The 24,019-nt window shown below is 62.0% G+C and carries 28 protein-coding genes and 1 pseudogene; 12 read left to right on the top strand and 17 right to left on the bottom strand.

The window, feature by feature from the left end; all coding sequences use genetic code 11:
* Window positions 1-133: 133 nt before the first annotated feature.
* The 5 genes from FJ979_RS28380 to FJ979_RS28360 form a co-directional block, all read right to left on the bottom strand.
* Window positions 134-601: a hypothetical protein gene (locus FJ979_RS28380; protein WP_140584379.1), complete on the bottom strand. Its 468-nt coding sequence runs from the start codon at window positions 599-601 to the stop codon at window positions 134-136.
* A gap of 66 nt (window positions 602-667) precedes the next feature.
* Window positions 668-1,132, bottom strand: coding sequence for an Hsp20 family protein (locus FJ979_RS28375; protein ID WP_140584378.1), 465 nt, complete (start codon window positions 1,130-1,132; stop codon window positions 668-670).
* 354 nt (window positions 1,133-1,486) lie between these two features.
* The gene (locus tag FJ979_RS28370) at window positions 1,487-3,256 is read right to left on the bottom strand and encodes a thiamine pyrophosphate-dependent enzyme (RefSeq protein WP_140584377.1); all 1,770 of its coding nucleotides are present in this window, start codon (window positions 3,254-3,256) and stop codon (window positions 1,487-1,489) included.
* Window positions 3,257-3,305: 49 nt separating this feature from the next.
* Window positions 3,306-3,746 carry a DUF2267 domain-containing protein gene (locus tag FJ979_RS28365; RefSeq protein ID WP_140584376.1) on the bottom strand — a complete coding sequence of 147 codons (441 nt, stop codon included), beginning with the start codon at window positions 3,744-3,746 and terminating at the stop codon, window positions 3,306-3,308.
* A 147-nt stretch (window positions 3,747-3,893) separates the two neighbouring features.
* The gene (locus FJ979_RS28360; RefSeq protein WP_140556672.1) at window positions 3,894-4,496 is read right to left on the bottom strand and encodes an alpha-ketoglutarate-dependent dioxygenase AlkB; all 603 of its coding nucleotides are present in this window, start codon (window positions 4,494-4,496) and stop codon (window positions 3,894-3,896) included.
* Between the two features lie 164 nt (window positions 4,497-4,660).
* On the opposite strand from FJ979_RS28360, the gene FJ979_RS28355 reads away from it, so the two are divergent.
* From FJ979_RS28355 to FJ979_RS28335, 5 genes are all read left to right on the top strand, one after another.
* A complete protein-coding gene (locus tag FJ979_RS28355) occupies window positions 4,661-7,048 on the top strand; it encodes a phosphoketolase family protein (RefSeq protein ID WP_140584404.1) in 2,388 nt (795 codons plus the stop codon).
* Between the two features lie 27 nt (window positions 7,049-7,075).
* The gene (locus FJ979_RS28350; protein ID WP_140584375.1) at window positions 7,076-8,257 is read left to right on the top strand and encodes an acetate/propionate family kinase; all 1,182 of its coding nucleotides are present in this window, start codon (window positions 7,076-7,078) and stop codon (window positions 8,255-8,257) included.
* Between the two features lie 106 nt (window positions 8,258-8,363).
* Window positions 8,364-8,822 (top strand): DUF2231 domain-containing protein, encoded by a 459-nt coding sequence (locus FJ979_RS28345; protein WP_140496157.1) that lies wholly within the window; start codon window positions 8,364-8,366, stop codon window positions 8,820-8,822.
* Entirely contained in the window at window positions 8,809-10,155 is a 1,347-nt protein-coding gene (locus FJ979_RS28340) for a sorbosone dehydrogenase family protein (protein ID WP_140556675.1), read from the top strand. The genes FJ979_RS28345 and FJ979_RS28340 overlap by 14 nt, the downstream gene beginning before the upstream one ends.
* Window positions 10,156-10,328: 173 nt before the next feature.
* Complete coding sequence (locus tag FJ979_RS28335; protein WP_140496155.1) at window positions 10,329-10,526, top strand: hypothetical protein; 198 nt, start codon at window positions 10,329-10,331, stop codon at window positions 10,524-10,526.
* Between the two features lie 99 nt (window positions 10,527-10,625).
* Here the strand turns inward: FJ979_RS28335 and FJ979_RS28330 are convergent, their stop codons facing one another.
* A complete protein-coding gene (locus FJ979_RS28330) occupies window positions 10,626-12,329 on the bottom strand; it encodes an HAD family hydrolase (protein WP_140556677.1) in 1,704 nt (567 codons plus the stop codon).
* Window positions 12,330-12,598: 269 nt separating this feature from the next.
* On the opposite strand from FJ979_RS28330, the gene FJ979_RS28325 reads away from it, so the two are divergent.
* Both FJ979_RS28325 and FJ979_RS28320 read left to right on the top strand, forming a co-directional pair.
* Window positions 12,599-13,408: a nucleotidyltransferase family protein gene (locus FJ979_RS28325; protein WP_140496153.1), complete on the top strand. Its 810-nt coding sequence runs from the start codon at window positions 12,599-12,601 to the stop codon at window positions 13,406-13,408.
* Window positions 13,401-14,150, top strand: coding sequence for a metallophosphoesterase (locus FJ979_RS28320; protein ID WP_140496152.1), 750 nt, complete (start codon window positions 13,401-13,403; stop codon window positions 14,148-14,150). The genes FJ979_RS28325 and FJ979_RS28320 overlap by 8 nt, the downstream gene beginning before the upstream one ends.
* 24 nt (window positions 14,151-14,174) lie before the next feature.
* On the opposite strand, the gene FJ979_RS28315 is transcribed toward FJ979_RS28320, so the two are convergent.
* Window positions 14,175-14,360: a hypothetical protein gene (locus FJ979_RS28315; RefSeq protein ID WP_140496151.1), complete on the bottom strand. Its 186-nt coding sequence runs from the start codon at window positions 14,358-14,360 to the stop codon at window positions 14,175-14,177.
* A 202-nt stretch (window positions 14,361-14,562) separates the two neighbouring features.
* Between FJ979_RS28315 and FJ979_RS28310 the strand changes: the two genes are divergently transcribed.
* Together FJ979_RS28310 and FJ979_RS28305 are read left to right on the top strand one after the other, a co-directional pair.
* Window positions 14,563-14,736 (top strand): hypothetical protein, encoded by a 174-nt coding sequence (locus tag FJ979_RS28310; RefSeq protein ID WP_140522262.1) that lies wholly within the window; start codon window positions 14,563-14,565, stop codon window positions 14,734-14,736.
* 120 nt (window positions 14,737-14,856) lie between these two features.
* Window positions 14,857-15,294, top strand: coding sequence for a CBS domain-containing protein (locus tag FJ979_RS28305; RefSeq protein WP_140496149.1), 438 nt, complete (start codon window positions 14,857-14,859; stop codon window positions 15,292-15,294).
* A gap of 54 nt (window positions 15,295-15,348) precedes the next feature.
* Here FJ979_RS28305 and FJ979_RS28300 read toward each other — a convergent pair whose 3' ends face one another.
* From FJ979_RS28300 to FJ979_RS28290, 3 genes are all read right to left on the bottom strand, one after another.
* Window positions 15,349-16,539, bottom strand: coding sequence for an NADH-quinone oxidoreductase subunit D (locus tag FJ979_RS28300; protein ID WP_140560363.1), 1,191 nt, complete (start codon window positions 16,537-16,539; stop codon window positions 15,349-15,351).
* 77 nt (window positions 16,540-16,616) lie between these two features.
* Window positions 16,617-17,003, bottom strand: coding sequence for a hypothetical protein (locus FJ979_RS28295; protein ID WP_140513581.1), 387 nt, complete (start codon window positions 17,001-17,003; stop codon window positions 16,617-16,619).
* Between the two features lie 162 nt (window positions 17,004-17,165).
* Window positions 17,166-17,879, bottom strand: a complete 714-nt coding sequence (locus tag FJ979_RS28290) for an MgtC/SapB family protein (RefSeq protein ID WP_224655833.1) — start codon at window positions 17,877-17,879, stop codon at window positions 17,166-17,168.
* A gap of 149 nt (window positions 17,880-18,028) precedes the next feature.
* On the opposite strand from FJ979_RS28290, the gene FJ979_RS28285 reads away from it, so the two are divergent.
* The gene (locus FJ979_RS28285) at window positions 18,029-18,646 is read left to right on the top strand and encodes an NAD(P)H-dependent oxidoreductase (protein WP_140560364.1); all 618 of its coding nucleotides are present in this window, start codon (window positions 18,029-18,031) and stop codon (window positions 18,644-18,646) included.
* 95 nt (window positions 18,647-18,741) lie between these two features.
* Here FJ979_RS28285 and FJ979_RS28280 read toward each other — a convergent pair whose 3' ends face one another.
* Window positions 18,742-19,023, bottom strand: coding sequence for a hypothetical protein (locus FJ979_RS28280; protein WP_140513579.1), 282 nt, complete (start codon window positions 19,021-19,023; stop codon window positions 18,742-18,744).
* 364 nt (window positions 19,024-19,387) lie between these two features.
* On the opposite strand from FJ979_RS28280, the gene FJ979_RS28275 reads away from it, so the two are divergent.
* Window positions 19,388-19,726 (top strand): DUF427 domain-containing protein, encoded by a 339-nt coding sequence (locus FJ979_RS28275; protein ID WP_318013176.1) that lies wholly within the window; start codon window positions 19,388-19,390, stop codon window positions 19,724-19,726.
* 76 nt (window positions 19,727-19,802) lie between these two features.
* Here the strand turns inward: FJ979_RS28275 and FJ979_RS28270 are convergent, their stop codons facing one another.
* Genes FJ979_RS28270 through FJ979_RS28260 form a run of 3 tightly spaced genes read right to left on the bottom strand, consistent with a single transcriptional unit; the run spans window position 19,803 to window position 21,656 of the window.
* A complete protein-coding gene (locus FJ979_RS28270; protein WP_140560366.1) occupies window positions 19,803-20,219 on the bottom strand; it encodes an HD domain-containing protein in 417 nt (138 codons plus the stop codon).
* Between the two features lie 13 nt (window positions 20,220-20,232).
* Complete coding sequence (locus FJ979_RS28265) at window positions 20,233-21,288, bottom strand: ATP-dependent DNA ligase (protein WP_140560377.1); 1,056 nt, start codon at window positions 21,286-21,288, stop codon at window positions 20,233-20,235.
* The gene (locus FJ979_RS28260; protein ID WP_140584373.1) at window positions 21,240-21,656 is read right to left on the bottom strand and encodes a GFA family protein; all 417 of its coding nucleotides are present in this window, start codon (window positions 21,654-21,656) and stop codon (window positions 21,240-21,242) included. Before FJ979_RS28260 ends, FJ979_RS28265 begins: the two co-directional genes overlap by 49 nt.
* A gap of 238 nt (window positions 21,657-21,894) precedes the next feature.
* On the opposite strand from FJ979_RS28260, the gene FJ979_RS28255 reads away from it, so the two are divergent.
* A complete protein-coding gene (locus FJ979_RS28255; protein WP_140566345.1) occupies window positions 21,895-22,503 on the top strand; it encodes an isochorismatase family cysteine hydrolase in 609 nt (202 codons plus the stop codon).
* A 19-nt stretch (window positions 22,504-22,522) separates the two neighbouring features.
* On the opposite strand, the gene FJ979_RS28250 is transcribed toward FJ979_RS28255, so the two are convergent.
* The 3 genes and pseudogenes from FJ979_RS28250 to FJ979_RS28245 all read right to left on the bottom strand — a co-directional run.
* Window positions 22,523-22,966: a PPC domain-containing DNA-binding protein gene (locus FJ979_RS28250; RefSeq protein ID WP_140513575.1), complete on the bottom strand. Its 444-nt coding sequence runs from the start codon at window positions 22,964-22,966 to the stop codon at window positions 22,523-22,525.
* Window positions 22,967-23,111: 145 nt separating this feature from the next.
* Window positions 23,112-23,276, bottom strand: a complete 165-nt coding sequence (locus FJ979_RS32705; protein WP_181165226.1) for a hypothetical protein — start codon at window positions 23,274-23,276, stop codon at window positions 23,112-23,114.
* A 101-nt stretch (window positions 23,277-23,377) separates the two neighbouring features.
* A pseudogene (locus FJ979_RS28245) lies at window positions 23,378-24,019 on the bottom strand (EmrB/QacA family drug resistance transporter); the annotation flags it as partial.

The following is a 24,019-nucleotide window of genomic DNA, read 5'->3' as shown; positions in this document are numbered from 1 at the left end:
GATGCTTTGAGGGGTTGGCCCCAACCCCTTCATTGGGGCAGTTCATCGTTTCACGAGACGCCGAACTGCTCTAACTGTTTGTTTCTACGTAATTTCCAGGGAAAAAGCGGTATGCGCTTTTCCCGGGATTGCTCTAGGCTGCTTCAGGTTCCGGCAGGGAAAATGCCCCGCCACCGCCTGCCCTCGGCGGGATCGCCGCGCAGACCGGGCTCGGAGGTGGATCGTCATCATCGTCTTCACCTCGGATGCCCGCGATCCAGCGGGACCAACTCCCTCGACGGAAGCGGCCGAAAGAACGCCGCTGGGACCGAGACGCCGCCCTGTGCGGCGGATGCCCTTGCTCGCGCTCATCCAGTGCCTTCAGCGCGCGAAGGATCTCATCCACATTCATGACCGAGCCGTCATCCAGCCTGCGCAGCGACGGAGCGTCGTCAACCGCATGCGCGTGCGAGGCCCATGAGGCAAGCAAGGCACGCTTCGCCTCAAGGCTCATGGTTGAGCAGTTGAGAACGTCGCCGGGGTTTTTCGGCACCGGCGAGACGTCGATGCGGGTCGGTTTTCTTGTGCCGGCTTGAAGAAAGATATCAGCTTCGCTTCTCATCTCCGTTCTCCGCAATCTTGGCTTCTCGGCGTTGCCGGGAGGCGGACCGCAGGTTGTTGCGACATTCTAGGCCGCCTTGCGCGACACATCCTGGCTTATCGACTTCGGTATATTTTCAGGGTCGCGGACGCCAATCTCGATGCGACGCGGCTTGCGTTCTTCGGGCACCTCACGCACGAGCTCGATGGCGAGCAAACCGCAGTTCAGCGTCGCAGCCTTCACCCTTACGTGGTCGGCCAGCCTGAAGGCCTGTCTGAAATTACCTATCGCAAGGCCTTGGTGGAGAACTTGCCGCTGCTCTGGATCTGGCTTCTTGCGTCCGGTAACGCACAGTTCGGCGCCGTTCTGCACGAGTTCGAGCTCGTCCAGGTCGTAGCCTGCTACCGCCATGGTGATGCGGTAATTGTTCTCATTATTCTTTTCAATGTTGTAGGGAGGCCAGTCCGAGCGAATGCTGCTGTCGAGCATGTCGAAAAGACGGTCGAAGCCGACCGTCGTGCGGTAAAGGGGTGCAAAATCCACGCTTCTCATATCCATATCCTCCGAAAAGCAACATGGGACGCCGCGGGTGTCGCGACGCCTTTTTCATCGAGCCGAAGCCTCGACGCGAAACGATCTGGGAACGGCCAGAAATCTCTTCAAGAGGGGTCCCAAAGATTTTTTGATGCTAAGTTGCCATGCAAGAACAGTGGCTTGCGGTAGTTCTGCCGCACAACCCTTTCACTCTCGCAACAGCAGGATCTGCCCCGAAGCGGTACATGGCCCGAGACTTCCGCGATGGTCGGGGCGCCGATACCGATCCCACGGACTCGGTAGAAGTATCCCTATGCAGTGTCGCCGCGCACGTCGCCATCCGTCGCGGACGTGGGGCGAGATCGGCTGTGCCTACGCTTCCTCGGAAACTTCGTTCATCATGGACTTCAGCGGCTCCTCGCCGACATTGTCCTCGATCTGGTCGTGTCCAGGCGTGTCCGGCAGCGCCTTGCGGAAATTCCTCGCATAATCCGGCGGCATCCTGGGCGGCATCATTGGCTCATAGGCGTCCACGACGGCCTCGATGATCACCGGTCCCTGCGTGGCGAAGGCCGCCTCAAGCACGCCCTCGACCTCTTCCGGCCGCGAGACGCTGTAGCCGATGCCGCCCATGGCCTCGGCGGCCATGGCGAAATCGATGGGCTGCAGCTCGCAGCCGAATTGCGGATTGCCAAGAAACATCATCTGCTCCCAGGCGATCTGGTTCAGCATGCCGTTCTTGAGCACGAGGACCTTGAGCGGAATGCCGTGCCGTACCGCGGTCGAGAATTCGCCGAGTTGCATGGCAAGCCCACCATCCCCAACCACTGCGAAGATAGGGCGCCCCGGAAAGGCAATGCCGGCGGCAATCGCATAGGGAAGGCCGCAGGCCATCGAGGCGAGCGCTCCAGAAACCCCGAATGCCTGTCCGGCCTTCATGTCGATGTGCCTGGCAGCCATCTCGGTATTCTGTCCTGAATCGGCTGCCAGGATCGCGTTCTCGGGCATACGCCTGCCGAATGCCTTGACCACGAGTTGCGGCTTCAGCGGCACATCCGGCTTGGCTTCGGATAATGCCATTGCATCGCGCCAGCGGGTCATTTCCTGCCGCGCCTTTCCCAGGAAGGAGCGGTCGCTCTTGCGCTCGAGGCGTTCGTTGAGAAGACGCAAGGTTTCGGCGGCATCGCCTACGAGCCCTGCCTCGACGGGATACCGCAGGCCGATCCTCTGCGCGTCACGGTCGATCTGGACGCCGCGCGCCTTGCCGGGTTCGGGATAGTATTCGATGTAGGGGAAGGTCGATCCGATGATCAGCAGGGCGTCGCATTCGCTCAGCGCATCCTGCGAGGCGCGGGTGCCGAGAATGCCGATGCCCCCGGTCGTATTCGGATGGTCGTCGGGCAGCACGGCTTTGCCGAGCAGCGCCTTGGCGACGGGCGCCGCCAGCAGGTCCGACGCGCGTTCAAGTTCTTCGCGCGCGCCGAGTGCGCCGCGCCCGGCCAGGATAGCGACTTTTTTCGCCGCATTGAGAATCTTAACCGCCTGGTCGAGCTGGTCGGCAGCCGGAAGCCGGCTGCCTTCGAACCATCGATCGGGGGTGTGCGAGGGCCGGTTTCGCTTCGAGCGGTCTGCCTCGGGCAACTCGTTTTCCTGTACATCGCTGGCAATCGACAGATGGGCGACGCCGCGCCGGGCAAGAGCCGAGCGGCAGGCGAGACCCGCCAGGTTTTCCATGTGGGCGGCATCGGAGACCTGTGCGTTGAAGATGGCGACGTCGTTGAAGGCGCGGGTCAGGTCGACGTCCTGCTGCGTAAAAGTCTCGATAAGGTCGTGGAACTGCATGCCGGTGATGGCAAGCACGGGAGCCTGGTCGAGCTTGGCGTCATAGAGGCCGGTAAGGAGGTGTGTGCCCCCCGGTCCCGAGGTGGCCAGGCAGACGCCCAACCTGCCGGTCCATTTGGCATAGGCGCACGCCATGAAGGCGGCCGATTCTTCGTGCCTGACCTGGACGAACCGGATGCGGTCCTGACGGGTGCGCAACGCCTCCATGATGCCGTTTATGCCGTCGCCCGGCAGGCCGAAGACGACCTCCACTTTCCAGTTGATCAGCGTGTCGACGAGGATTTCGGCGGCATTGGGCATGGCGGATTTCCTTTATTGAGCACGCCGCCCTCTCGAACCGAGAGGAGGTTCAGTGTTTCGTATCGGGATCGGGACAGAGCTGCCGTACGTCCTCAGGCAGCGAGGCGCGGACCTTTCTGATCTGACCGGGGTCGATATGATGAAAGAGGACCTTGAAGACCGATTGAACCGCGGCTTTCGGGTCGACGGGACGCGTATCGTTCATGCCCTGCTCAACGGGGCCGAGAAACTCTTCAAGAGAACGGCTCTTTTGCGGCAGGCGTGACGGCTCGAACTGCTCATAGTAGGTGCCGCGCACGAGCAGCGGCAACTGCGCTCCAAGATGCGAAGCCATGTCGACCGGCAGCCGGTCCCTGACGGTGCGCAGGACGACGCCGAGCAGGTGCCAAGCGAACTGGCGATCCTGTCCGTGGTCGGCCATGATCTCGTCCAGCCAGACGTTGGTGGTTTGGGTGGTCTTGTCGAAAATCTCGAGTCCGGTAGCGCTCATCGCCGCCTCCTCAATCGAATCGCTCACCCGCAAAACCCGTCGGCAAAACCATCGGTGGCAGGGAAAGTTTCATGCCCGGCCGAAATTTCTTCGCTTCGGCAGTTCACGCGAGATGCTGCACCGGCTGTCGCAGTCGCTGTCCGACGATCACAACGGCCGGAGCGTCCGCAACGTGATCGAATAGCGATGCTCTTTCATCGGCGGTATGCTGTGCTCCCACTCGGTCCGGGAGGCGCCCGCCATCAGATATGCGGATCTCGGCTCGACCGTGACGGTTTCGCGGTCCCATTTCGCACCGTTCCTGCGGCGCAGGCGGAAACTGCAAGCAGCCAACAGCGACACTCCGGCGACAATGCCGAAGTGCGGCTTGTCGCGATGCCATCCGATGCCGGCGCCCGGCCGATATTCGTTGATCAGGACCTGCACGAAATCGGCGGCAGGCAGGCCGGCAAAGCCGGCTACCTTGTCCCTCAAGGGCAGCAAGAAACCTGGTATGGGCGGCGCCTCCATCACCTGGCGCCGCTCATAGTCGTAGCGCAGGCCGAAGCCTGCCACGCGCCTATTGGCGAGATAGCCGTGGAAATCGAATGGCTGGAAGGACAGGCTCTCGAGCTCCCGCACCAGTTCAGCTTCCTGCGCCGGCGTGATCAGTTCGGGCCGGTAACGAAATCCTTCCGGCAAGCTGTCGGGCGCACCAAAGAGGTCGTCCTGGCGAGGATCCGTGGGATTGCTGGTTCCGGGCGATGGCATCGCCTTTAGATGGTGAAATCCGCGGCTGAGGCAAGATTTCCCCGGCCGGCCGCGTGGGGCGGCTCGCATTTGATGGGAACCTCGACTTCGCTGTCGGATTATTCAATGCGGGCGGGACGCATCGTATTACAACCAGCTTTGCCAAGGAGAAACTCGTGCGGGCAATGCGTAGCCGGCCTGAACAAGGAGAGCTCGATCTTATCGACCGTTATTGGCGGGCGGCGAATTTTCTGTCGGTCGGGCAGATCTATCTGATCGACAATCCGCTGCTGAAGGAGCCGTTGCGGCCGGAGCACATCAAACCTCGCCTGCTTGGCCACTGGGGTACTACGCCCGGCCTGAATTTCATCTACGTCCATCTCAATCGCATCATCAGGCAGCGTGCTGCCGACGTGATCTACATTTGCGGCCCAGGCCATGGTGGACCGGGGATGGTCGCCAATACCTATCTCGAAGGGACCTACAGCGAAATCTATCCCGAGGTCAGTCGCGACGAGGATGGGCTGCGCAAGCTCTTTCGCCAATTCTCCTTTCCGGGCGGCATCCCGAGCCATGCCGCCGCGGAAACGCCGGGGTCGATCCATGAGGGCGGCGAACTCGGCTATGCGCTGGCTCACGCCTATGGCGCCGCGTTTGACAACCCGGACCTCGTCGTGGCCTGCGTGATCGGCGACGGCGAGGCGGAAACGGGGGCGCTGGCAGCCTCCTGGCATTCGAACAAATTCCTCAATCCGGTCCATGACGGCGCTGTCCTGCCGATCCTTCATCTCAACGGCTACAAGATCGCGAATCCGACGGTGCTCGCCCGGATCGACGCGCAGGAGTTGCGAAGCTTGCTGACTGGATATGGCTATGAACCTTTTTTCGTCGAAGGCGACGAACCGCGGGCGATGCACCGGCTGATGGCCGAAACGCTCGATACTGTCTTCGATCGGATCGATGAAATCCAGAAGGAAGCGCGCGAGACCGGCAGAGTGGATCATCGGCCCCGCTGGCCGATGATCGTGCTGAGAAGCCCGAAGGGCTGGACCGGCCCGAAGGAGCTGGATGGCAAGAAGGTCGAGGGTTTCTGGCGCGCGCACCAGGTGCCGATCACCGACCCGCGAAACGATGCAGGCCATCTCGCAGCTCTGGAAAATTGGATGCGCGGCTATCGGCCCGAGACGCTTTTCGATGAAGCGGGCAGGTTTCGAAACGAGCTACAGGCCCTGGCGCCGGACGGCGAGCGGCGCATGGGCAGCAATCCACATGCCAATGGAGGGATGCTCAAGCAGGAGTTGCGATTGCCGGATTTCCGCCACTTCGGGGTCGCGGTCCCGAAACCCGGCGGCGCAAGGGCCGAGGCGACGAAGCTCATGGGAGCGTTCATCGAGGAGGTCATACGGCTGAATGCCGATGCCCGCAATTTCAGGCTCATGGGACCGGACGAGACATCGTCCAACAGGCTGGATGCGGTCTTCGACGCGACCGAGCGCGTCTGGATGGAAAAGATCGAGCCTTATGACGAGCATCTGGCGCGCGACGGCCGCGTCATGGAGGTGCTGAGCGAACATCTTTGCCAAGGCTGGCTGGAAGGATACCTGCTGACCGGCCGGCACGGCCTCTTCTCATGCTACGAGGCGTTCATCCACATAGTCGATTCCATGTTCAACCAGCACGCCAAATGGCTGAAGGTCTCGCGTGAACTTGTCTGGCGGCGGCCGATCGCGTCGCTCAACTATCTGTTGACCTCCCATGTGTGGAGGCAGGACCACAATGGTTTCAGCCACCAGGATCCCGGCTTCGTCGATCTCGTCGCCAACAAGAAGGCGGACATCGTGCGCATCTACTTCCCGCCGGATGCCAATACGCTGCTCTGGGTCACGGATCACTGCCTGCGAACCTACAATCGGGTCAACGTGATCGTTGCCGGCAAGCAGCCGGCTTCCCAGTGGCTGCCGATGGACGACGCCATACGTCATTGCGAGGCCGGCATCGGGATCTGGGATTGGGCGGGAACCGAGCGTGGAGGGGAGGATCCCGACGTGGTGATGGCCTGCGCGGGAGACGTGCCGACGCTGGAGACGCTCGCCGCTGTCGACCTTCTTCGCCAGGCGATACCGGATCTCGCGATACGCGTCGTCAATGTAATGGACCTGATGGCGCTGCAACCCAAGGAGCAGCACCCCCACGGCCTGGCGGACGCGGAATTCGACAGGCTGTTCACGACCGGCAGACCGGTGGTCTTCGCCTACCACGGCTATCCCTATCTCATTCACCGGCTGACCTACAAACGGGCCAATCACGACAACTTCCACGTTCGCGGCTACAAAGAAGAGGGCACGACGACCACGCCCTTCGACATGGCGGTGCTCAACGAACTGGACCGTTTTCACCTAGCCATCGAGGCGATCGACCGGGTGCCGGGGCTGAGCGCCAGGGCAGCCGATGCGAGGGCCCGATTTGCCGACGGCCTGAACGAGCACACGCGCTATGTTCGCGAACATGGCGAGGACATGCCCGAGATCCGGAACTGGGCCTGGCGCGACAAAGCGGGCGCGGCGGATGGTTAAGGCTGTGCCCGCCGGGGAGTGCCGCTCGTGACCAGCGCAATACTCGCCCTCAATGCAGGCTCGTCCAGCCTGAAGTTCGGCCTGTTCGAAGCCGGATCACAGGAGGGGCCGGTGCTCACGGTGAGCGGTGCGTGCGAAGACTTGGATGACGAGCCAAGCCTCGTCGCCAAGGACGCGTCGGGCAAATCCATCTTCAAACGCGCCGTCAAGCCCGCAAGCCCGCCCGTAGAGGTTCTCCTGCGGGACTTGTTCGATGTCCTCGATCCGTATCTTGCGCAGGCTCCGCTGAGCGCGGTCGGCCATCGCATCGTCCATGGTGGCAAGCGGTTTTCGACTCCGGTCCTGCTGACCGGCGAGATCGTCGAGGCGCTCGACGCGCTGACGCCGATGGCACCGCTCCACCAGCCGGCCGGCCTGGCGCCGGTTCGTGCGATCTCCAAACTGCTGCCCGGCCTACCCCAGATCGGTTGCTTCGACACCGCCTTTCACCGCACGCTGGAGCCGCCCGTCAACCGCTATGCGCTGCCGCGCGAGTTCGAGGAAAGCGGGATCCGCCGTTACGGCTTCCACGGCCTTTCCTACGAATTCGTCGCAGGCCAGCTGCAGGCGCTTTCGCCCGGACTCCGGGGCAAGCGTTGCGTGGTCGCGCATCTCGGCAGCGGATGCAGCCTGTGCGCCATGCGCGAAGGCAGAAGTCTCGACACCACCATGGGGTTCACCGCGCTTGACGGGTTGATGATGGCCACGCGGCCGGGCGCCATCGACCCCGGCGTGCTTCTCTACCTTCAGCAGGCGCGCGGCATGTCCGTGAAAGAGTTGGAGACCTTGCTCTATCACAAGTCCGGCCTGCTCGGCGTTTCGGGAGTGTCGGCAGATGTGCGGACATTGCTTGGCAGCAAGGATCCTCGTGCGGCGGAGGCGATCGATCTCTTCACGTTTCGGATCGCCCGCGAGATCGCGGCGATGGGAGCCACGCTCCAGGGTATCGAGGCGCTGGTGTTCACGGGAGGGATCGGAGAGCATTCCTGGCAGATCCGTGAAGCGGTTTGCGAGCGCCTGCGATGGCTGGACGTGTTGCTCGACGCGAATGCAAACCGGTCGGGAAAAGGGCGGATCACCGGCGAGGGCAGCGCAGTCGATGTTTACGCAATCGCCACTAACGAAGAATTGATCATCGCCCGCCAGGTGCTGGCGACCGTGCCGATCTGACCGCTGAACTCGGTCCGCGGCGACCCGCCGGGACCATCAGGCAGGAACCTCCGGCCTTGGGGATTGTTTATGGGCCAACCAAGAGTTGATATGGAAGGACTTCCTCATGGCAAGGGAGAATCCGGCTTCCACGGCCAGCATCGCCGGCCATCCCATCCATCCGATGCTCGTGCCCATTCCCATCGCCTGCTTCGTCGGCGCATTGCTGACGGACCTGAACTACTGGCGGACGGCGGAGATGATGTGGGCGAATTTCTCCGCCTGGCTGCTGACGGTCGGGGTGATCGTCGGCGTCCTAGCCGCCATTGCCGGCTTCACCGACTTCCTGGGCGATCGCCGGGTGCGCGCACATAAAACTGCGTGGCTGCACATGCTGGGCAATGCGCTGGCGGTCATACTCTCCTTCTTCAACATGCTCATACATACCCGTGATGCCTGGACCTCGGTCCTGCCCACAGGCCTGATCCTGTCGGCGCTGGTGGTACTCATCCTGATATTCACCGGCTGGCTGGGCTGGGCCCTTGTCTACCGCCACCACGTGGGAGTGGCCGATGAAACCGTTTGATCGATCCGGCAAGCGACGCGCTTATGGTACAGGGCTTGCGTTCCTTTGCTTTGCGACGCTCGGCGCCGCGGGCTGCAGCAACGATGCCGCCGACCCAAGCACTCAGATAGGCCCCAACCCGAATTTGCCGGAGATAAAGCAATATCTGTTCCCGCCGATGCATCTTGCATCCGTGGTCGGCTGGAAGAAGGATGAAACGCCGACGGTAGCGCAGGGCCTGCAGATCCATGCGCTGGCGACCGGGCTTCAGCATCCGCGCTCGCTCTACATCCTGCCGAACGGCGATGTGCTGGTCGTCGAATCGAAGGCCCCGCCGGAACCGCCAGCCAAACGGCCGAAGGATATCGTGATGGGCCTGATCGAATCGCTTGTCACCTCGGGCGGCGATACGGGACCGAGCAACCGCATCACCTTGCTGCGTGACAGCAATGGCGACGGCGTGCCTGACGTCCGGGATGTGTTCCTCGATCACCTGAATTCGCCCTTCGGCGTCGCCCTGGTGGGAAACGACCTCTATGTTGCCAACACCGACGCGATCATGCGCTACCCCTACAAGCCAGGCGACACCAAGATCACCGCGCCGGGTGTCAGGTTGACGGAATTGCCGGGCGGTCCGATCGATCATCATTGGACCAAAAGCCTCGTCGCCAGCCCGGACGGTTCGTTGCTCTATGTCGGCGTCGGTTCGAACAGCAACATCACCGAAAACGGCATCGGCGCGGAAAAGGATCGTGCCGCGATCTGGCAGGTGGACAGGGCCACCGGACGATCGCGCATTTTTGCCAGCGGATTGCGCAATCCGAACGGCTTGAGCTTCGAGCCGCAGACCGGAGCACTCTGGACTGTCGTCAACGAGCGCGATGAACTTGGGCCAAATCTGGTTCCAGACTACATGACATCGGTGAAGGATGGCGGCTTCTACGGCTGGCCGTACAGCTATTACGGCCAGCATGTCGATCCCCGGGTAATGCCGCAGCGCCCCGATCTGGTCGCCAAGGCGATCGTTCCCGACTATGCGCTGAGCTCGCATGTGGCACCGTTGGGCATGGCCTTCTACACCGGAACCAGCCTGCCGCAGACTTATCGAGGCGGCGCCTTTGTCGGCGAGCACGGCAGCTGGGACCGTCCCGGGCTGAATGGCTACAAAGTCGTCTTCGTGCCATTCAGCGGTGGCCGTCCGAGCGGCATGGCTCAAGACGTCGTCACAGGTTTCCTCAACGACCAGGAGGAGGCGCGTGGTCGGCCGGTCGGCGTTGCCATCGACAAAACCGGAGCGCTGCTGATCGCGGACGATGTCGGAAACACAGTGTGGCGCGTCACACCCTCGGGGTGATGATCGCTGCTTCAGGCATGTCGCTCTCCCGCCGGTCGGCATCAAGCTCGGTCCGCCTTCGTCCCTTTGGCAGGATGTCACGAAATATTACGTGAGGGAACGTCGGCGCCGAAATCTGCATTCTCCGGGGGAGACGACCGTCGTCTCGAAGTTGGATTGAAAGGAGAATTACCATGCCCAATCAAGGTGGTAGCCACGAGCAACATGTGAAGGCGGGCCAGCAGAGCCACAAGAACACGGAAAACAAGAACCGCCAGCAGCAACAGGCCGCAGGCAACAATGAGCGGCAACAGGGCGACGGCTCCAACATGCGGGGCGGCTCGCACGAACAACATGTAAGAGCGGGCCAACAGAGCCACAAAAACCGCTAGGCATTTCAGCCAGGCGCGCTGACGCTCGCTCCGTATCATGACATGAGAAAGGTCCATCCCGAGGAATCGGGATGGGCTTGCGTCTACCCCGGCTCAAGGTCAGTCCGCGGGAGCAGTGTAACGGCGGCCAATGGCCTCGGCGATGGCCGCGCGGCTCTCCTGCATGTCCGTGCCGGTATCCGTTTCTATGTCCGCCACCTCGTCGGCGAGGTTCTTGTCCTTGATCTTGCTGCGGAACCATTTCGAATAATCGCCGGCGCGCAGGTGATGTTCCCAGGTGCGATCGTCGATGCCTTCTGCGATGTGAAGGAACATCATCAGGTTCTGCGCTTTCAGGTTAAGCGCTCCGTCCGGCCCCCGGAAATAGAAGCTGTTGTCGCCAAGGTCGCCCTCGGCATATTTGCGCATGTGCCGCTTGCGAACCTGGCGAGGCCGTTCGACCTTGACCGTCCTGATCGGCTCGCCCGATGATCGGTTCCAAAACAGGACTTCGTCCTTTGGAGGCGGCACGGCGCCGTCGGGGACGTCGATGCCGGTGGCGGCACAGAAGCTTGCGACGATCTTGTCGGCTTCCGGTCCAAGCGCCAGGACGGTTTCGACGCCAGCCAGGACGTCGCGCGAAACCAGATCGGGGTGCACGGTGATCAGGATGGTCGCGGGGAGGCTCTTGGGCAGCGCGAAAGACGCGCCGTCACGGGCTTGGGGCAAGAGATGATGCGCCTCATCGATGATCAGCCAATGCGGTCGGCCGGTGCGCGCGCGAATGCTGGCCATGTCCGGCAGCAGCTTGGCAAAATTGCCGGGCCGTTCGGCGGTCTTCAGCCCCAGCATGTTGACAGCGACATTGTTGGTTGGCTTGGACAGAAGATCGAAGACCTCACGCGAGATCGGCGGGGTCTTGGCGTCGCCAACCACCACCACATTCTCGAGTTCCTGATAGTCGCCTTCGGGGTCGAGAACGCAAAACTGAAAGCCCTTCTCGACAAAGCGCTCGGTCAACGCGGTGGCAAGCGTGGATTTGCCGATGCCGGACGTGCCGGCCAGCAGCACGCCGCCGCCATGCGGTGAAAGGTGCACCTGCGCGCCCGCTATGTCGGTTCCCACTTCCACGTGTTGGCGAGCCGTCTCCACGAAGCCGGCATCGCGCGATATGAGCTGTTCAATCAGTTCCACCACGCCGGCACCTCGAGGGCTGGCTGTGACGAAATCCGCCGTCTCCTTAACGGTCGGCAATGCGTTGGCCACGGCGACGCCGAAGCCGACGGCGCGCAGGAATGCATGGTCGTTCTCGGCATCGCCGACGCCGACGACGTTGTGGGCGGAAAACCCCAATTCCTCGAGTGCGCAGGCAAGGCCGGTGGCCTTGTTGACCCCGCTTGGCAGCACCATCACCGCGCCCTTGTTGAAGATGATCTCGAGCTCAAGTCCAAGCTCCTTGATCTCCGACAGCACGGCGGCTTCCTGTGGTTCCCAGGTGGCCACGACGCAGCGTCCGACCGACAGGGGCGCGACCCCGCGACGCTTCAGCCGGTCGACGAATTCAGCCGGAGGCGCCGGCGCCAAAAGCCGTTCCTTCTTCGAAGCGGGCGTATAGATCAACGCGCCGTTTTCGGCGACCACCCTGTCGAAGATGTCGAGTGCCGGAAAGACCCGCTCAAGATCGGCAAGCTCGCGGCCGGTCACCATGATCAGCTTGCGGCCCGTCTGCTTCAGCCGTTCGAGCGCAGCATAGGTCGCATCGGAGACGACCCCGTCTTCGGCGAGCGTGCCGTCATAGTCTGTCGCTAGGGCAAGAACATACATCCTGGATATCGTCTGCGCTTGAAACCAGACACCCCGATCGCCCGAAGGCAGCTTCGGCTGTCCGGGCTAACGATGCCGAATGGCGATGGTTCCATGCAGGGAAACGGCCCATGCAACCATATTGAAACCCAGGACTCCGCGGGTAATTTTGCCCGTCGCGCCCGATTTCCTTCAGGCCGCAACGCGACCGTGGCGGAACCAGGCAGGGTTCCCGCTGTTAACAACGCGGGCGATCAATCGGTTGCCGATGTGTGGGAGCCATGCGTGCCATGATCAACGATCCGTTGCCGGGAACTGTTCCGGCATCCCTTCCCGCGATCGACGCAAAGGCCGCCCCGACGCTCAAGAACGCCGAGGCGGAGGTGTTCTATACCGAAGCCATTCGCGAACTCGCCGCCACCGACATTCCTTTCCTTGTCGCCGGAACCTATGCGGTAAGCGCCTACACCGGCGTCATCCGTCAGACCAAGGATCTCGATATCTTCTGCAAGGCAGGCGACTTCTCGCGCATCCTGGCCCATTTCAAGCAGCTCGGCTATGCGGTCGAAATCGAGGATGACCGGTGGCTTGGGAAGGTCTTCAAGGGCACGCATTTCTTCGACATCATATTCGCCTCGGCGAATGGAACGATGCCGGTAAGTGACCAGTGGATGGAGCATGCCCGCCAAACCGAACTGCTGGGAAGCCGGGTGAGGATCGTCGGCCCGACCGAGCTCATATGGTCCAAATGCTTCATCCAGGACCGAGGGCGTCATGACGGGGCGGACATCGCCCATACGATCCTCAAGGCGCAGGACCAGATCGACTGGCACAGGCTGCTGTCCTACCTGGAAGTCCACTGGGAAGTGCTGCTGATGCAGATTCTCAGTTTCAGATGGATCTATCCGAGCGAGCGCGACCGCATCCCCACATGGCTGCTTGACGAACTGCTCGACCGCCTTGCCAAGCAGCGCCAATTGCCTTCCCCCAGAATGAAGATCTGCCGCGGGCGCCTGCTTTCGCAGACCGACTACGAAATCGACGTCAAGGAATGGGGCTTCGCCGGCGTCGGCGGTACAGGAGAATTTCGTGATGGCTGAACGGACCGAAGACGCTCCGGCGATGGAGGGCACCGCCACGATCAAGGTGGCGGCCGTTGGCGACCTGCATGTGAAGGAGGACGCCCAGACATCGTATCGCGATCTCTTCGGCGAAATGTCGCGCGAGGCCGATATCCTCGTTCTTCCAGGCGATCTGACCAATCTGGGCAAGCCCCGCGAAGCCGAGATCCTCGCCGAAGACCTGCGCGCCTGCTCTATCCCGGTGGTCGGCGTGCTCGGCAACCATGATTATGAATCCGGTGCGGTCGAGGACGTCGCGGAAATCCTGCGTCAAGCGGGCGTCCATCTCCTCGACGGGCAGACGACCGAAATAGAGGAGGTCGGTTTTGTCGGCGTGAAAGGGTTCGTCGGGGGGTTCGGTTCACGCATGCTCGGCTCCTTCGGCGAGCCGGCCATCAAGTCGATGGTCGCCGAGAGCGTCAGCGAGGCCATGCGGCTTGAGAACGCGATGCGCCAGGTTCGCGCAAAACGCACGCTTGTCATTTTGCACTACGCTCCGATCGTCGAGACCATCGCCGGCGAACCCCTGGAGATATTTCCGTTTCTGGGCTCGTCGCGGCTGGCGGAAACGATCGACCGGTTCCAGGTCAGTGCTGTCGTGCACGGCCATGCGCATCGGGGAAGCTATGAGGGCCGCACGCCCGGCGGGGCGAGGGTCTACAACGTCGCCATGCACGTTTCCAAACCGACCGGCCGACCCTATGCCTTGCTTGAAATCTGACGGAGTCGGACGCCGTCCCGACGGTCAGCTTACCGCTTTGATAGATTTTGCCAGTTCTTCGAGCTTGTGCGGATCGTTGCCGTGACGGCGCACGAGCTCGCGTGCCTGATTGGACGGCAGATCGGCTGTCGCCACCAGTTGCCGGACCTGTTCACTGTCGACCGCGACTTGGGGCAAGTTGCTGCCGGAAATTCTCTCGTCACCAGCCATCGTCTTTCTCCTCGATCGATGTCGAGACAACGGATTGGAAAACCGTCCGGTTCCGAAAGACGGGGCTGAAGTCGACCGGCGGATCCGATCGGCAGCGCGCCGTCTCGATCCGTGGCGGCAAGGCCGGAGGCGACCGCGAATTGGCCATGGAACAAATGACGCCGGCCAGGAGTTGCGTCCCGAATGAAGGGAGGTGATCCCGATGCCAAACCCAGGAAAACCAGATCCCAATCGCGACGTGCCGATGCCGGCGCCGACCTGGAAGCCCGAACCGATCGAGGAGCCTGATCCGGAACAACTCCCGGACGAGGCGCCTCTGCCCAATCCCGACGAGAACGAAGAGTCGCCGATGCATGCCGGCAGCCGCGTCGTCTGAACGTGCGACGCATGAATCCCGATCCCGTGGCAATGGAACCTCTTGGGCCGGCGCCATTGTCCCTCCATCGTGTTTCCATCACAGCAACGGCAAGGGGCGCTTCAACCAAAGGAGAACATCATGAAAGTTGGCAACTGCATGACGCAAGGCGTTCAGGTCGCCAGTCCGGACCAGACCCTGCGGGAGGCCGCCGCCGCCATGGCCAGCCTCGATGCCGGCGCTCTGCCCGTAGGCGAGGACGACCGGCTGGTCGGAATGATCACTGATCGCGACATCGCCGTCCGTGGCGTCGCCCAGGGTAGGGGCCCGGATACGCGGATACGCGAAGTGATGAGCGCCGAGATCAGGTACTGTTACGACGACGAGGAGATCGAAGACGTGCTCCAGCAGATGGGGGACCTTCAGGTTAGACGGCTGCCGGTGATCAGCCGTGAAAAACGGCTGGTTGGCATCATCTCGCTTGGCGATCTCACGAAAAACGGCGAGGCAGCACGAGCCGGCGAAGCGCTGAACGGCATCTCACAGGCAGGCGGCGCGCATTCGCAGACGGCACACTGACCATCGATGACATTGCGAGAGCGCTGCCCGCGTCCCGCGGGCGGCGACGGCGGTTCAGCGATCGATCTCTCCAAAGACGATGTCGAGGGAGCCGATGATCGCCGAGACGTCGGCGATCATGTGCCCCCGGGACAGATAGTCCATCGCCTGCAGATGTGCGAAGGACGGCGCGCGAATCTTGCACCGGTAAGGAACATTGCCCCCATCCGAAACCAGATAGACGCCGAACTCGCCTTTCGGCGCCTCGACGGCGGCATAGACCTCGCCCTCGGGCACGTGATGGCCTTCCGTGTAAAGCTTGAAATGGTGAATGGTCGCTTCCATGGAGCGTTTCATCTCCGCGCGGCGTGGCGGCGTGATCTTCCGGTTGGGAATTGCGACCGGTCCTTGGCCTTGCGGCGACCGTAGCTTGTCAAGACATTGCCTCATGATCCGTACCGACTGGCGCATCTCCTCCATTCGTACGAGGTAGCGGTCATAGCAGTCGCCGTTCTTGCCGATGGGAATATCGAAATCCATCTGCGGGTAGCATTCGTAAGGCTGCGCCTTGCGCAAATCCCATGCCGCGCCCGACCCACGCACCATTACGCCCGAAAATCCCCAAGCCCAGGCATCGTCGAGACCGATGACGCCGACGTCGACATTGCGCTGCTTGAATATGCGGTTTTCGGTGAGCAGTTCTTCGAGATTGTCGCAGACCTTGAGGAACGGATCGCAGAAATCCCACATATCGTCCAACAGGTCCGGAGGAAGATCCTGATGTACGCCGCCGATCCTGAAATAGTTGGCATGCATGCGGGCGCCCGATGCCCGTTCATAAAACACCATCAGTTTCTCGCGTTCGGCGAAACCCCAGAGCGGCGGCGTGAGGGCGCCGATATCCATCGCCTGCGTGGTGACATTGAGCAGATGGGACAGCAGCCGGCCGATCTCGCAATACAGCACGCGAATGAGCTGGCCGCGCTGTGGAGCCGAGATCCCGAGCAGCTTCTCCGCCGCCAGGCAGAAGGCGTGCTCCTGATTCATCGGCGCCACATAGTCAAGCCTGTCGAAATAGGGCAGGGCCTGTAGGTAGTTCTTGTACTCGATCAACTTCTCCGTGCCTCGATGCAGCAGCCCGATATGCGGATCGACGCGTTCGACGACTTCGCCGTCGAGTTCGAGCACCAGCCGCAGGACGCCATGCGCCGCAGGGTGCTGCGGCCCGAAGTTTATCGTGAAATTGCGGACCGTCGCGTCAGCCATGACGCCCTCCTTCGACCGTTGCCGCCTGGCACCGGGAATGGGACATCCGCCGAAGCACCGGGTTCTGCCCCACGCCGTCAGGTCGTGGTCTGGATGATCAGCGTCAGCGTGCCGTCGCCGTCAATGTTGGCCGCCACCACTTCGGAGGCATCAAGTCCATTCGCGGCCAGGACCGAGGAAGCTTCCGGCGATGCGCTGACCGAACGCTGCAGGACGTGAAGGTCTTCCTGGCTGGTCTGGGCAACCACGGTCTCGACCTTAGCCTTGAGGTCGGGTGGCAAGTCCGCCAATGCGACGATGGCTATGTTGGTGAATGTCTGTCCGGTGATGCCCTGGTCGGGGCCGGTCTGACCTGGCACGGCTTCCGGTGCCGGTGCGTCCGGGGGAAGGGGTGCGTTTTGGGACTGAGCATGGGCAGGCAAAGCCAGAGTGAGTGCCGCCAGGATGATGATTGCCTTGTTCATGATATCTTCCTTCCTTGTTCGAGGAGGGTCGATCGGGATGACGCGCGACAGGGACAGCAAGCCATCGCCTCGAACAGTGTTGCGTGTTCAAAGCGCGAAGTCCGGATTTGTTCCGGCTCCGGTCGAATCCGAGGCAGGGACGAGGACGCATCGCTGCCCTGCCTATGGTCGGGGACCTTTATCGCTGATCGCGTCAAACCGTTCGATGTCGTAGCGCGGACTGATCCGAGCCAGTATCTCGACGGAGGGTTTGGCCGCGTCGGGCTGTTTCCAGCTCAGCTCGAAGGAGAATACGAACCGGCCGCGCTCGATGTCGTGCTGCATTCCGAGAAAGCGCCAGCGATAGCCCAGCGGTTGAACCAGCGCGTCGAGGTCAGGCGGAACGCCGTTCGCCAACGAGATCGCCAGGATCGCATGATGGGTTCGTGGGATCCACAGATCGACCTGCTTCAGCACCTGAAGCGTTATCAACGTCAAAACCGTCCCCGCTGTGCCAAGTGCCAGTTGTCCGCCGCCGAAGGCGAGGCCGATTGCGGTCATGACCCACAAGGTGGCGGCCGTGGTGACACCTGTCACGAAGTCGCCGCGGCGGAGAATGGCTCCGCCGCCAATGAAGCCGACGCCCGTCAGCACGCCCAGCGGAAAACGCAGCACGTCCATCACACTGAACGAATCGGGGCCCTTGCCGCCCACCTCGAGTAGGATATTGGCCTGCATCATCGCGATCGCGGCCGCCAGGCCGACCAGGATGGTTGTTCTGAGCCCGGCGGTGTGGCCGCGGGCTTCCCTGTTCATTCCGATGATCACGCCGGCAACAAAAGCAAGAGCCAGGCGCAGGGCTAGGTCGGTCAAGGTTGGATGAAGCGGCATGGTCATAGCGGGGACGACTCACGCAAAGGGCTCGTTCTCCAACACCGCGGAGCGTTCGATGGTTCCCTAGGTGGAAGGTGAAGCTTCTTGTCGGGTTCAGGCAACCCACGACGTCCCGGTGCGTTTGGCACAGAACGCACTCGGGAGATCTTTCCATGCCGCTCACCGCCTTTGCGCTCAATTGCACCTTGAAGGCCTCCGACGACGCCGAGAAATCGTCCACGGACCGCCTGCTGGCGGATCTGCTGGCGGCAATGGTGCCGCATGGGGTGCGCGGCGAGATTGTTCGCGCCCTCGACCATGACGTCAAACCCGGCGTGCTGTCGGACATGGGCGAGGGAGACGGTTGGCCGCAGCTCCGCAGGAAGATCCTCGACGCCGACATCTTCGTGCTGGGCCTGCCCATCTGGCTCGGCCAGCCGTCGAGTGTCGCCAAGCGCGTCCTGGAACGCATGGATGCGTTTCTATCGGAAACCGACAAACAAGGCCGGATGCCGGCCGCCGACAAGGTCGCGATCGTGGCGATCGTCGGCAATGAAGACGGCGCTCACGCCTGTCACGCGGCGTGCTTTCAGGCGCTAAACGACGTCGGCTTCACGATTCCTGCCAACAGCGGCGTGTATTGGGTTGGGCAGGCTATGGGCGACGTCAACTATGTCGACCTGCCCGGAACGCCGGAAGCCGTGGTCGAGATGATCGAAATGGCGGCTTCGAATGCGGCCCATCTGGCCAGCGTGCTGAAGGAAAGGCAATATCCCGGCGTCGGAAAGTGAAGAGATTTTCGTGGCGGCACGGAGTGCCCGTTGCCCTGACACCCTCGGCCACTCGATGGTTGCCGGGCGCCAGATCAGTGTAGGCGCCCCTGGGGTCACGTCTCGTCAAAAGGCCCGGCTCGCCTGGCCAGATCGCGCGATATGGCACCTTCCTCTTCGTCGTCGGGCAATGCCTCGTCGCTGTTCTGGTAGGCGTTGTCATCGTCCTCCTCCGGCAGGTCGCCTTCCTTCTCGACGTCGACGACGGCGTCGACGTTGTCGGACACCTTGTCTGGAAGAACCCTGCCGCCCTTGATTGCATCCCAGTCCGCCTGCTGGATTGCCGGGGCTTCAGTTTCGTCCCGTTGTTCGGATCGTTGCTTCTTGCGCGGTTCCATCTCATGTCTCCGATATGAACGGGTGCCTCGTGTGGCCCCTTTGTCGCCAGTTGCATCGCTTTCCGCCGCCAGAACTCGGCTATCCTGATGGATCGTGGAATCGGAAAGGCTAACGGATAACCGCCGACCCGGCCCGTTGTTCCTCTCAGTGGGATCGGTTGGTGTTCCGCCTTGGGCCTGGGATGCAGCATCGCGAGGTAGCCGCCGCATTCGCGCAACCAATCCCGCATTACCTCGTTTTGCCTTTGAGACCGGCCCTTGAACTTTACCAATTGGAAATCTCAGAGACACTCAAATGAACCCTTCAGCCGAGCCCCGATCACCGTCGGGAAACAATCTCCATATTCAGCCTTTCCATGGAACGGTGACTGTCAGATTCTCCGACGCCATCATCGCCTCCACCGAACATGCGCTGCAGGTCCAGGAAACGGGGAGGGATCCTGTGTTCTACATCCCGTTCCAGGACATCTATTTCGACCTGCTCGAGAAAACCGATACCACCTCGATATCGCCAAAAGGCACTGCGAGCTATTGGCGTGTGCATGCCGTTGGCGGATCGGCGGATGATTTCATGTGGGCGTATGAAGAGCCCGCGGCGCCTGTCTGGGTGCTTGCTCGCCATGCCGCCTTCGATCCCGGCAAGGCTCGCATAGACGCCGATCCCGCTGAAGACGAGCGCCACACGCCTCACATAGTGGAATAGCAGGGCAGCGGCAGGATCTATCCAAGGGAACCGATTCCATTGGGTTGTCGTGCGATGACACCGGCCCAGGTCGCCTTCACGCTGCGCGGTCTTCGTCGAGAATGCGCAGGCCCTCTTCAAATTTCGCGAGAGGAATCCCGGCCCGGCGCGCTTGCCACAGGTTGTCGGCCAGATCGGCACGCTTGACCGCCCGCGCCAGGGGATTTGACGCAGCCCGGCGCACGAAAGCGATTTCGTTCTCGCCAGGCCTCTTCGTCAGTGCATCGACCGCGGCGACAATCGAGGGGCCAAACCCCGCCGATTTCAGCCTTGTCCTTGTCCAGCCTTCCCCTTTTTCGAGGACGTCATGCAGATAAGCCACGATCTTCTGGTCAAGGGTTTCGACCGTGTCGACCACGCGCCTGCAGTGTTCGATATAGGGTTGCCCGGTCTTGTCGGTCTGCGATCGATGCGCGTCCTCGGCAATCTTGGCCGCGCGGTAGAGCATGCTCATTGCCAGCCTCCCTTCATTCAATCTGTTCGAACCCGCATTGCCGGGGCGCCTTGTCCGGCCGCCATCGCAGCAGTTTCGTTCCATGGCGAAACCGATTGCCGGTGACGTGATCGAAACGGACTTCGACCACCAACTCCGGCCGCACGGGCTCCCACTCCCCGCTGCGTTCGGTGCTCCAGCGGCTCGGCCCGCCGGGAGCCTTGCCGGTAAAGCCGGGTCCGCCTCTCAGGTTCTCGAGCTTCGCGGTAATTTCTGCCCTGTCGTCCTTGCCGATCGTCGACGTAAACCCGACATGGTCGAGTTTGCCGTGGTCGTCATAGAGACCGAGCAGCAGGGATCCGACCTGGCTGCTGCCCGTCAGGTAGCGGAACCCGCCGACGACACAGTCCGCGGTGCGCAGCCGCTTCACCTTGATCATGGTGCGCTCGCCCGGCCGATAAGGGTCCATCAGCAGTTTGGCGACAACTCCATCGGTGGAGCCGTGGCCGGCCTCGCCCAGCCAGCGCCTGGCGGTGGTCACGTCGGTGGTGCGCGGCGACAACCGCAACGAGGAAACGCCCGACCTCATGACGAAGCGCTCAATCGCGGCCCGTCGTTCCGTCAAGCTCTTGTCGAGCATGATCCCCCCGTCCGGATCGGCGAGAATATCGAACAGGACGAGACGGGCCGGGGTTTGCGCGCTCAGCATGCGAATCCTGCTTTCGGCAGGGTGAAGCCGCATCTGCAAGGCCTCGAAGGAAGGATCGCCATTCACTTCGATGACTATCTCGCCGTCAAGAACGAAAGACTGGGTATCGAGATCGCGCAACAGTGTCGTTATTTCCGGAAAATACCGGCCGAGCGGCTTGCCGGACTTGGCCCTGAGATCGACGCTTGCGGTGCCTTTGAAGGCCAGGCAGCGGAATCCGTCCCACTTCGGCTCATACTGCCAGAGACCGTCGTCGCCCGGCAGTGCGTCGGCCGCCTTGGCCTCCATGGGGCGGGTATCCAAAGGCAGCGGAAAAGCAGCGGCCACGGCTTCTACCACCGCTCTTCGGCGTCGTGGTGCGGCAGGTCCACACCGCAGCATGTCCATCCGAGCCGTTGCGCGGATCCGTAATTGTAGCGTGGCTCGAGATCGGCGGGATCGTCGAAGGTTCCGACATGCAGGGCGATCTCATCCGGCGATGCATCGTAGGCCAACGCGATGGGCGATCCGCAGTCGCGGCAGAAGCTTCTTTGTGCGATGGGTGATGACCTGCGGCAGAAAGGCTTGTTGGAAAGCCATTGCAAGCTGGCCGATGGTACCCACGCCAGGACTGCGAACGCACTGCCGGTCGAGCGTCGGCACATGTCGCAGTGGCAATAGTGAGCGCGCGGCCTGGAGATGGTGCGATAGCGGACGTTGCCGCACAGGCATCCCCCGGTTCGTTCTCTCATTTCTTGCTGCGCGACCATTGGCCGATCTCTCGAACCTCGATGCTGGTCAACGTTCCACCGATGATGTGGTTTCCGAAAGCCCGAGGGGAACGAGTTTCGCTGCCTCGCGTTTGGTCGGCACTCGAGAAACTGGGGACTAGCGCAAGGATGTCGACTTGAACGGAACCCCTATGCGGCTGGCATGTGCGTTCAGGTATCCGTCCCTGGCCGCCTTGTGCCGGCTCGACGCCGAAGACGACAAAGCGGGTCGCTGCTGATGTCGGTTCCGGGTCTGGCATATGGACCTCTGGGCGATCATTGCGCCCATCTGTGTGTCGACATGCAGCGGCTGTTCGCCGAGCCGTCGGAGTGGGCGACACCCTGGATCACCCGTGTCCTTCCCCGGATCGTCAGCCTTGCCGAAAGATATCCTTCACAAACGATCTTCACTCGCTTCCTTCCGGCGCGAAGCCCGGGGCAGGGCGCCGGCACCTGGAAGCGGTACTATGAACGCTGGGCATCGATGACCATCGACAGGATCGGCGAGGAGATGATCGAACTCCTGCCGCCGCTGGCGGCATGCTGCCCGCCGGCGATCGTTGTCGACAAGCATATCTATTCACCGTGGCCCGAAGGGCATCTGCACACGCTGCTTTCATCCCGCCGGATCGACACTCTGGTCATCACCGGCGGCGAGACCGACGTCTGCGTTCTGGCGACAGTGCTTGGCGCGATCGATATCGGCTACCGCGTGGTTCTGGTGACGGATGCCCTGTGCAGCTCTTCGGATGCAACACACGACGCGCTGATGACCGTCTATCATCAGCGGTTCGCGCAGCAGGTCGAAACGGTCGAGATGGAGACGGTTCTTTCCAACTGGACCTGATCTCGAAGCAATGTCCAGGTCAGGCGCTCAGGTCGATCAAGGCGATGCCGAGATCGGCGTGTTTCCTGCGGCGCAGATGAGCGGGGGACTCGACCAGTGTGACCTCCAGGGTCGGTCGCACGACGCCGCCCAGCAGATGTCCGCCCCGCGTCGCTCCGTCGCTCAGTCCGAGCACGGCATGCAGGTGGAGGCTGGGCTTGCCGTCATCGCCCAAGGCAATGTCGCCGATCGCGCTGAGAACCTCGCACTGCTCGTTGACCGGTATCTTGCGATAGTCCTTTGCCTCGAAATCGAACCAACCGACCGCTGCTCGCTCGAACGCGCCGAGCGCGGTCAGCGATGCGCCGTCGATCTGTTCTTCGCTGGCAAAGGCAGTGAGCACGCCAATCGCCTCTTCGCCAGGCTCGAGCACCACCACGAAGGTCCTCTGTCCCGCGACTTTCGAAACCAGTTTCGATTTCATTGCCGTTGTCCTGTGGCCAAGGTGCAGAAACCTTGGCGGTGAATTTTCAGGCCGGCCCACTTATTCGAACGAACCGTTCGCGTCCCGGTTCCATATTGCGGCAGGCGCGCGGCGTCGAAGCGGCCGGCAGTATCCGCCCGAACGCCTACCCCTCAGCCTTGAAGTTCTTGGCTTCCTTTTTCACCTCTTTCCTGTCGTTGTCGTGCTTGCGGATAAGATCTTTCGCCTGCTTGGGCGAGACGTCGGTCGTTTCGGCCAGATGCACGGCTTCGCGATCTTCGTCTTGTGGCCGGATCTTTTCCTTGGCCATCGGTCTGTCTCCTTTTTTCCGTGTCATGGGACGTAACCAGACAAGCGCCGCCCGGTTCCATGAAACTGCCTTGCTCGAAGGAGCGCCTGCCTCGGTAGAAGCTATTTCGCGGAGGAACTCGACTTGGGAGAGCGCAGCAAAAGTGCGAGCGGCACGAGCAGGGCGGTCGCGATCGCGGAGTAGCGAAACAAGTCCACGTAAGCCAGAAGCGTCGCCTGCCGGCCTATCGTCTGGCCAATCCAGCCGACCGCCTGGACTTTCGCCTCGACCGCGGGCGAGCCCTGAGCGACGAAATAGTCAGTCATGCGCCGAAGCATCTGCTGATAGACAGGCGAGGACTGCGCCGTGTTGCCGATCAGATGGGTCTGATGCAGTTGTGCGTTCTGCGCCACGACGGTGTTGGAGAGCGATACGCCGACGCTGCCGCCGATATTGCGGGCGACATTGATCAGCGCCGAGGCCTGGTTGGTCTTTTGCGGCGGCAGGCCGACATAGGCGGCCGTCGAAATGGGGATGAACAGGAAGGGAAGCCCTACCGTGATGAAAATGCGGGCATAGGTGAAATAGCTGAAACCGGCATTCGGCGACAGTGAAGTCAGGTGCCACAATCCCACGGCAACCGCCGACATGCCGATCATGATCAGGTATTTCGGCTGCACGAAGCCGGAAATCGGCATCAGCATCAGCATGGCGATGCCGCCAGGCATCATCGAAAGTCCCGAAAGCGTCGCGGTGTAGTCGAA

Origin of the sequence: Mesorhizobium sp. B1-1-6 (assembly GCF_006443035.1) — a bacterium.
Classification (GTDB): Bacteria; Pseudomonadota; Alphaproteobacteria; order Rhizobiales; family Rhizobiaceae; genus Mesorhizobium.
This window is presented reverse-complemented; position numbering and strand designations above follow the sequence as displayed.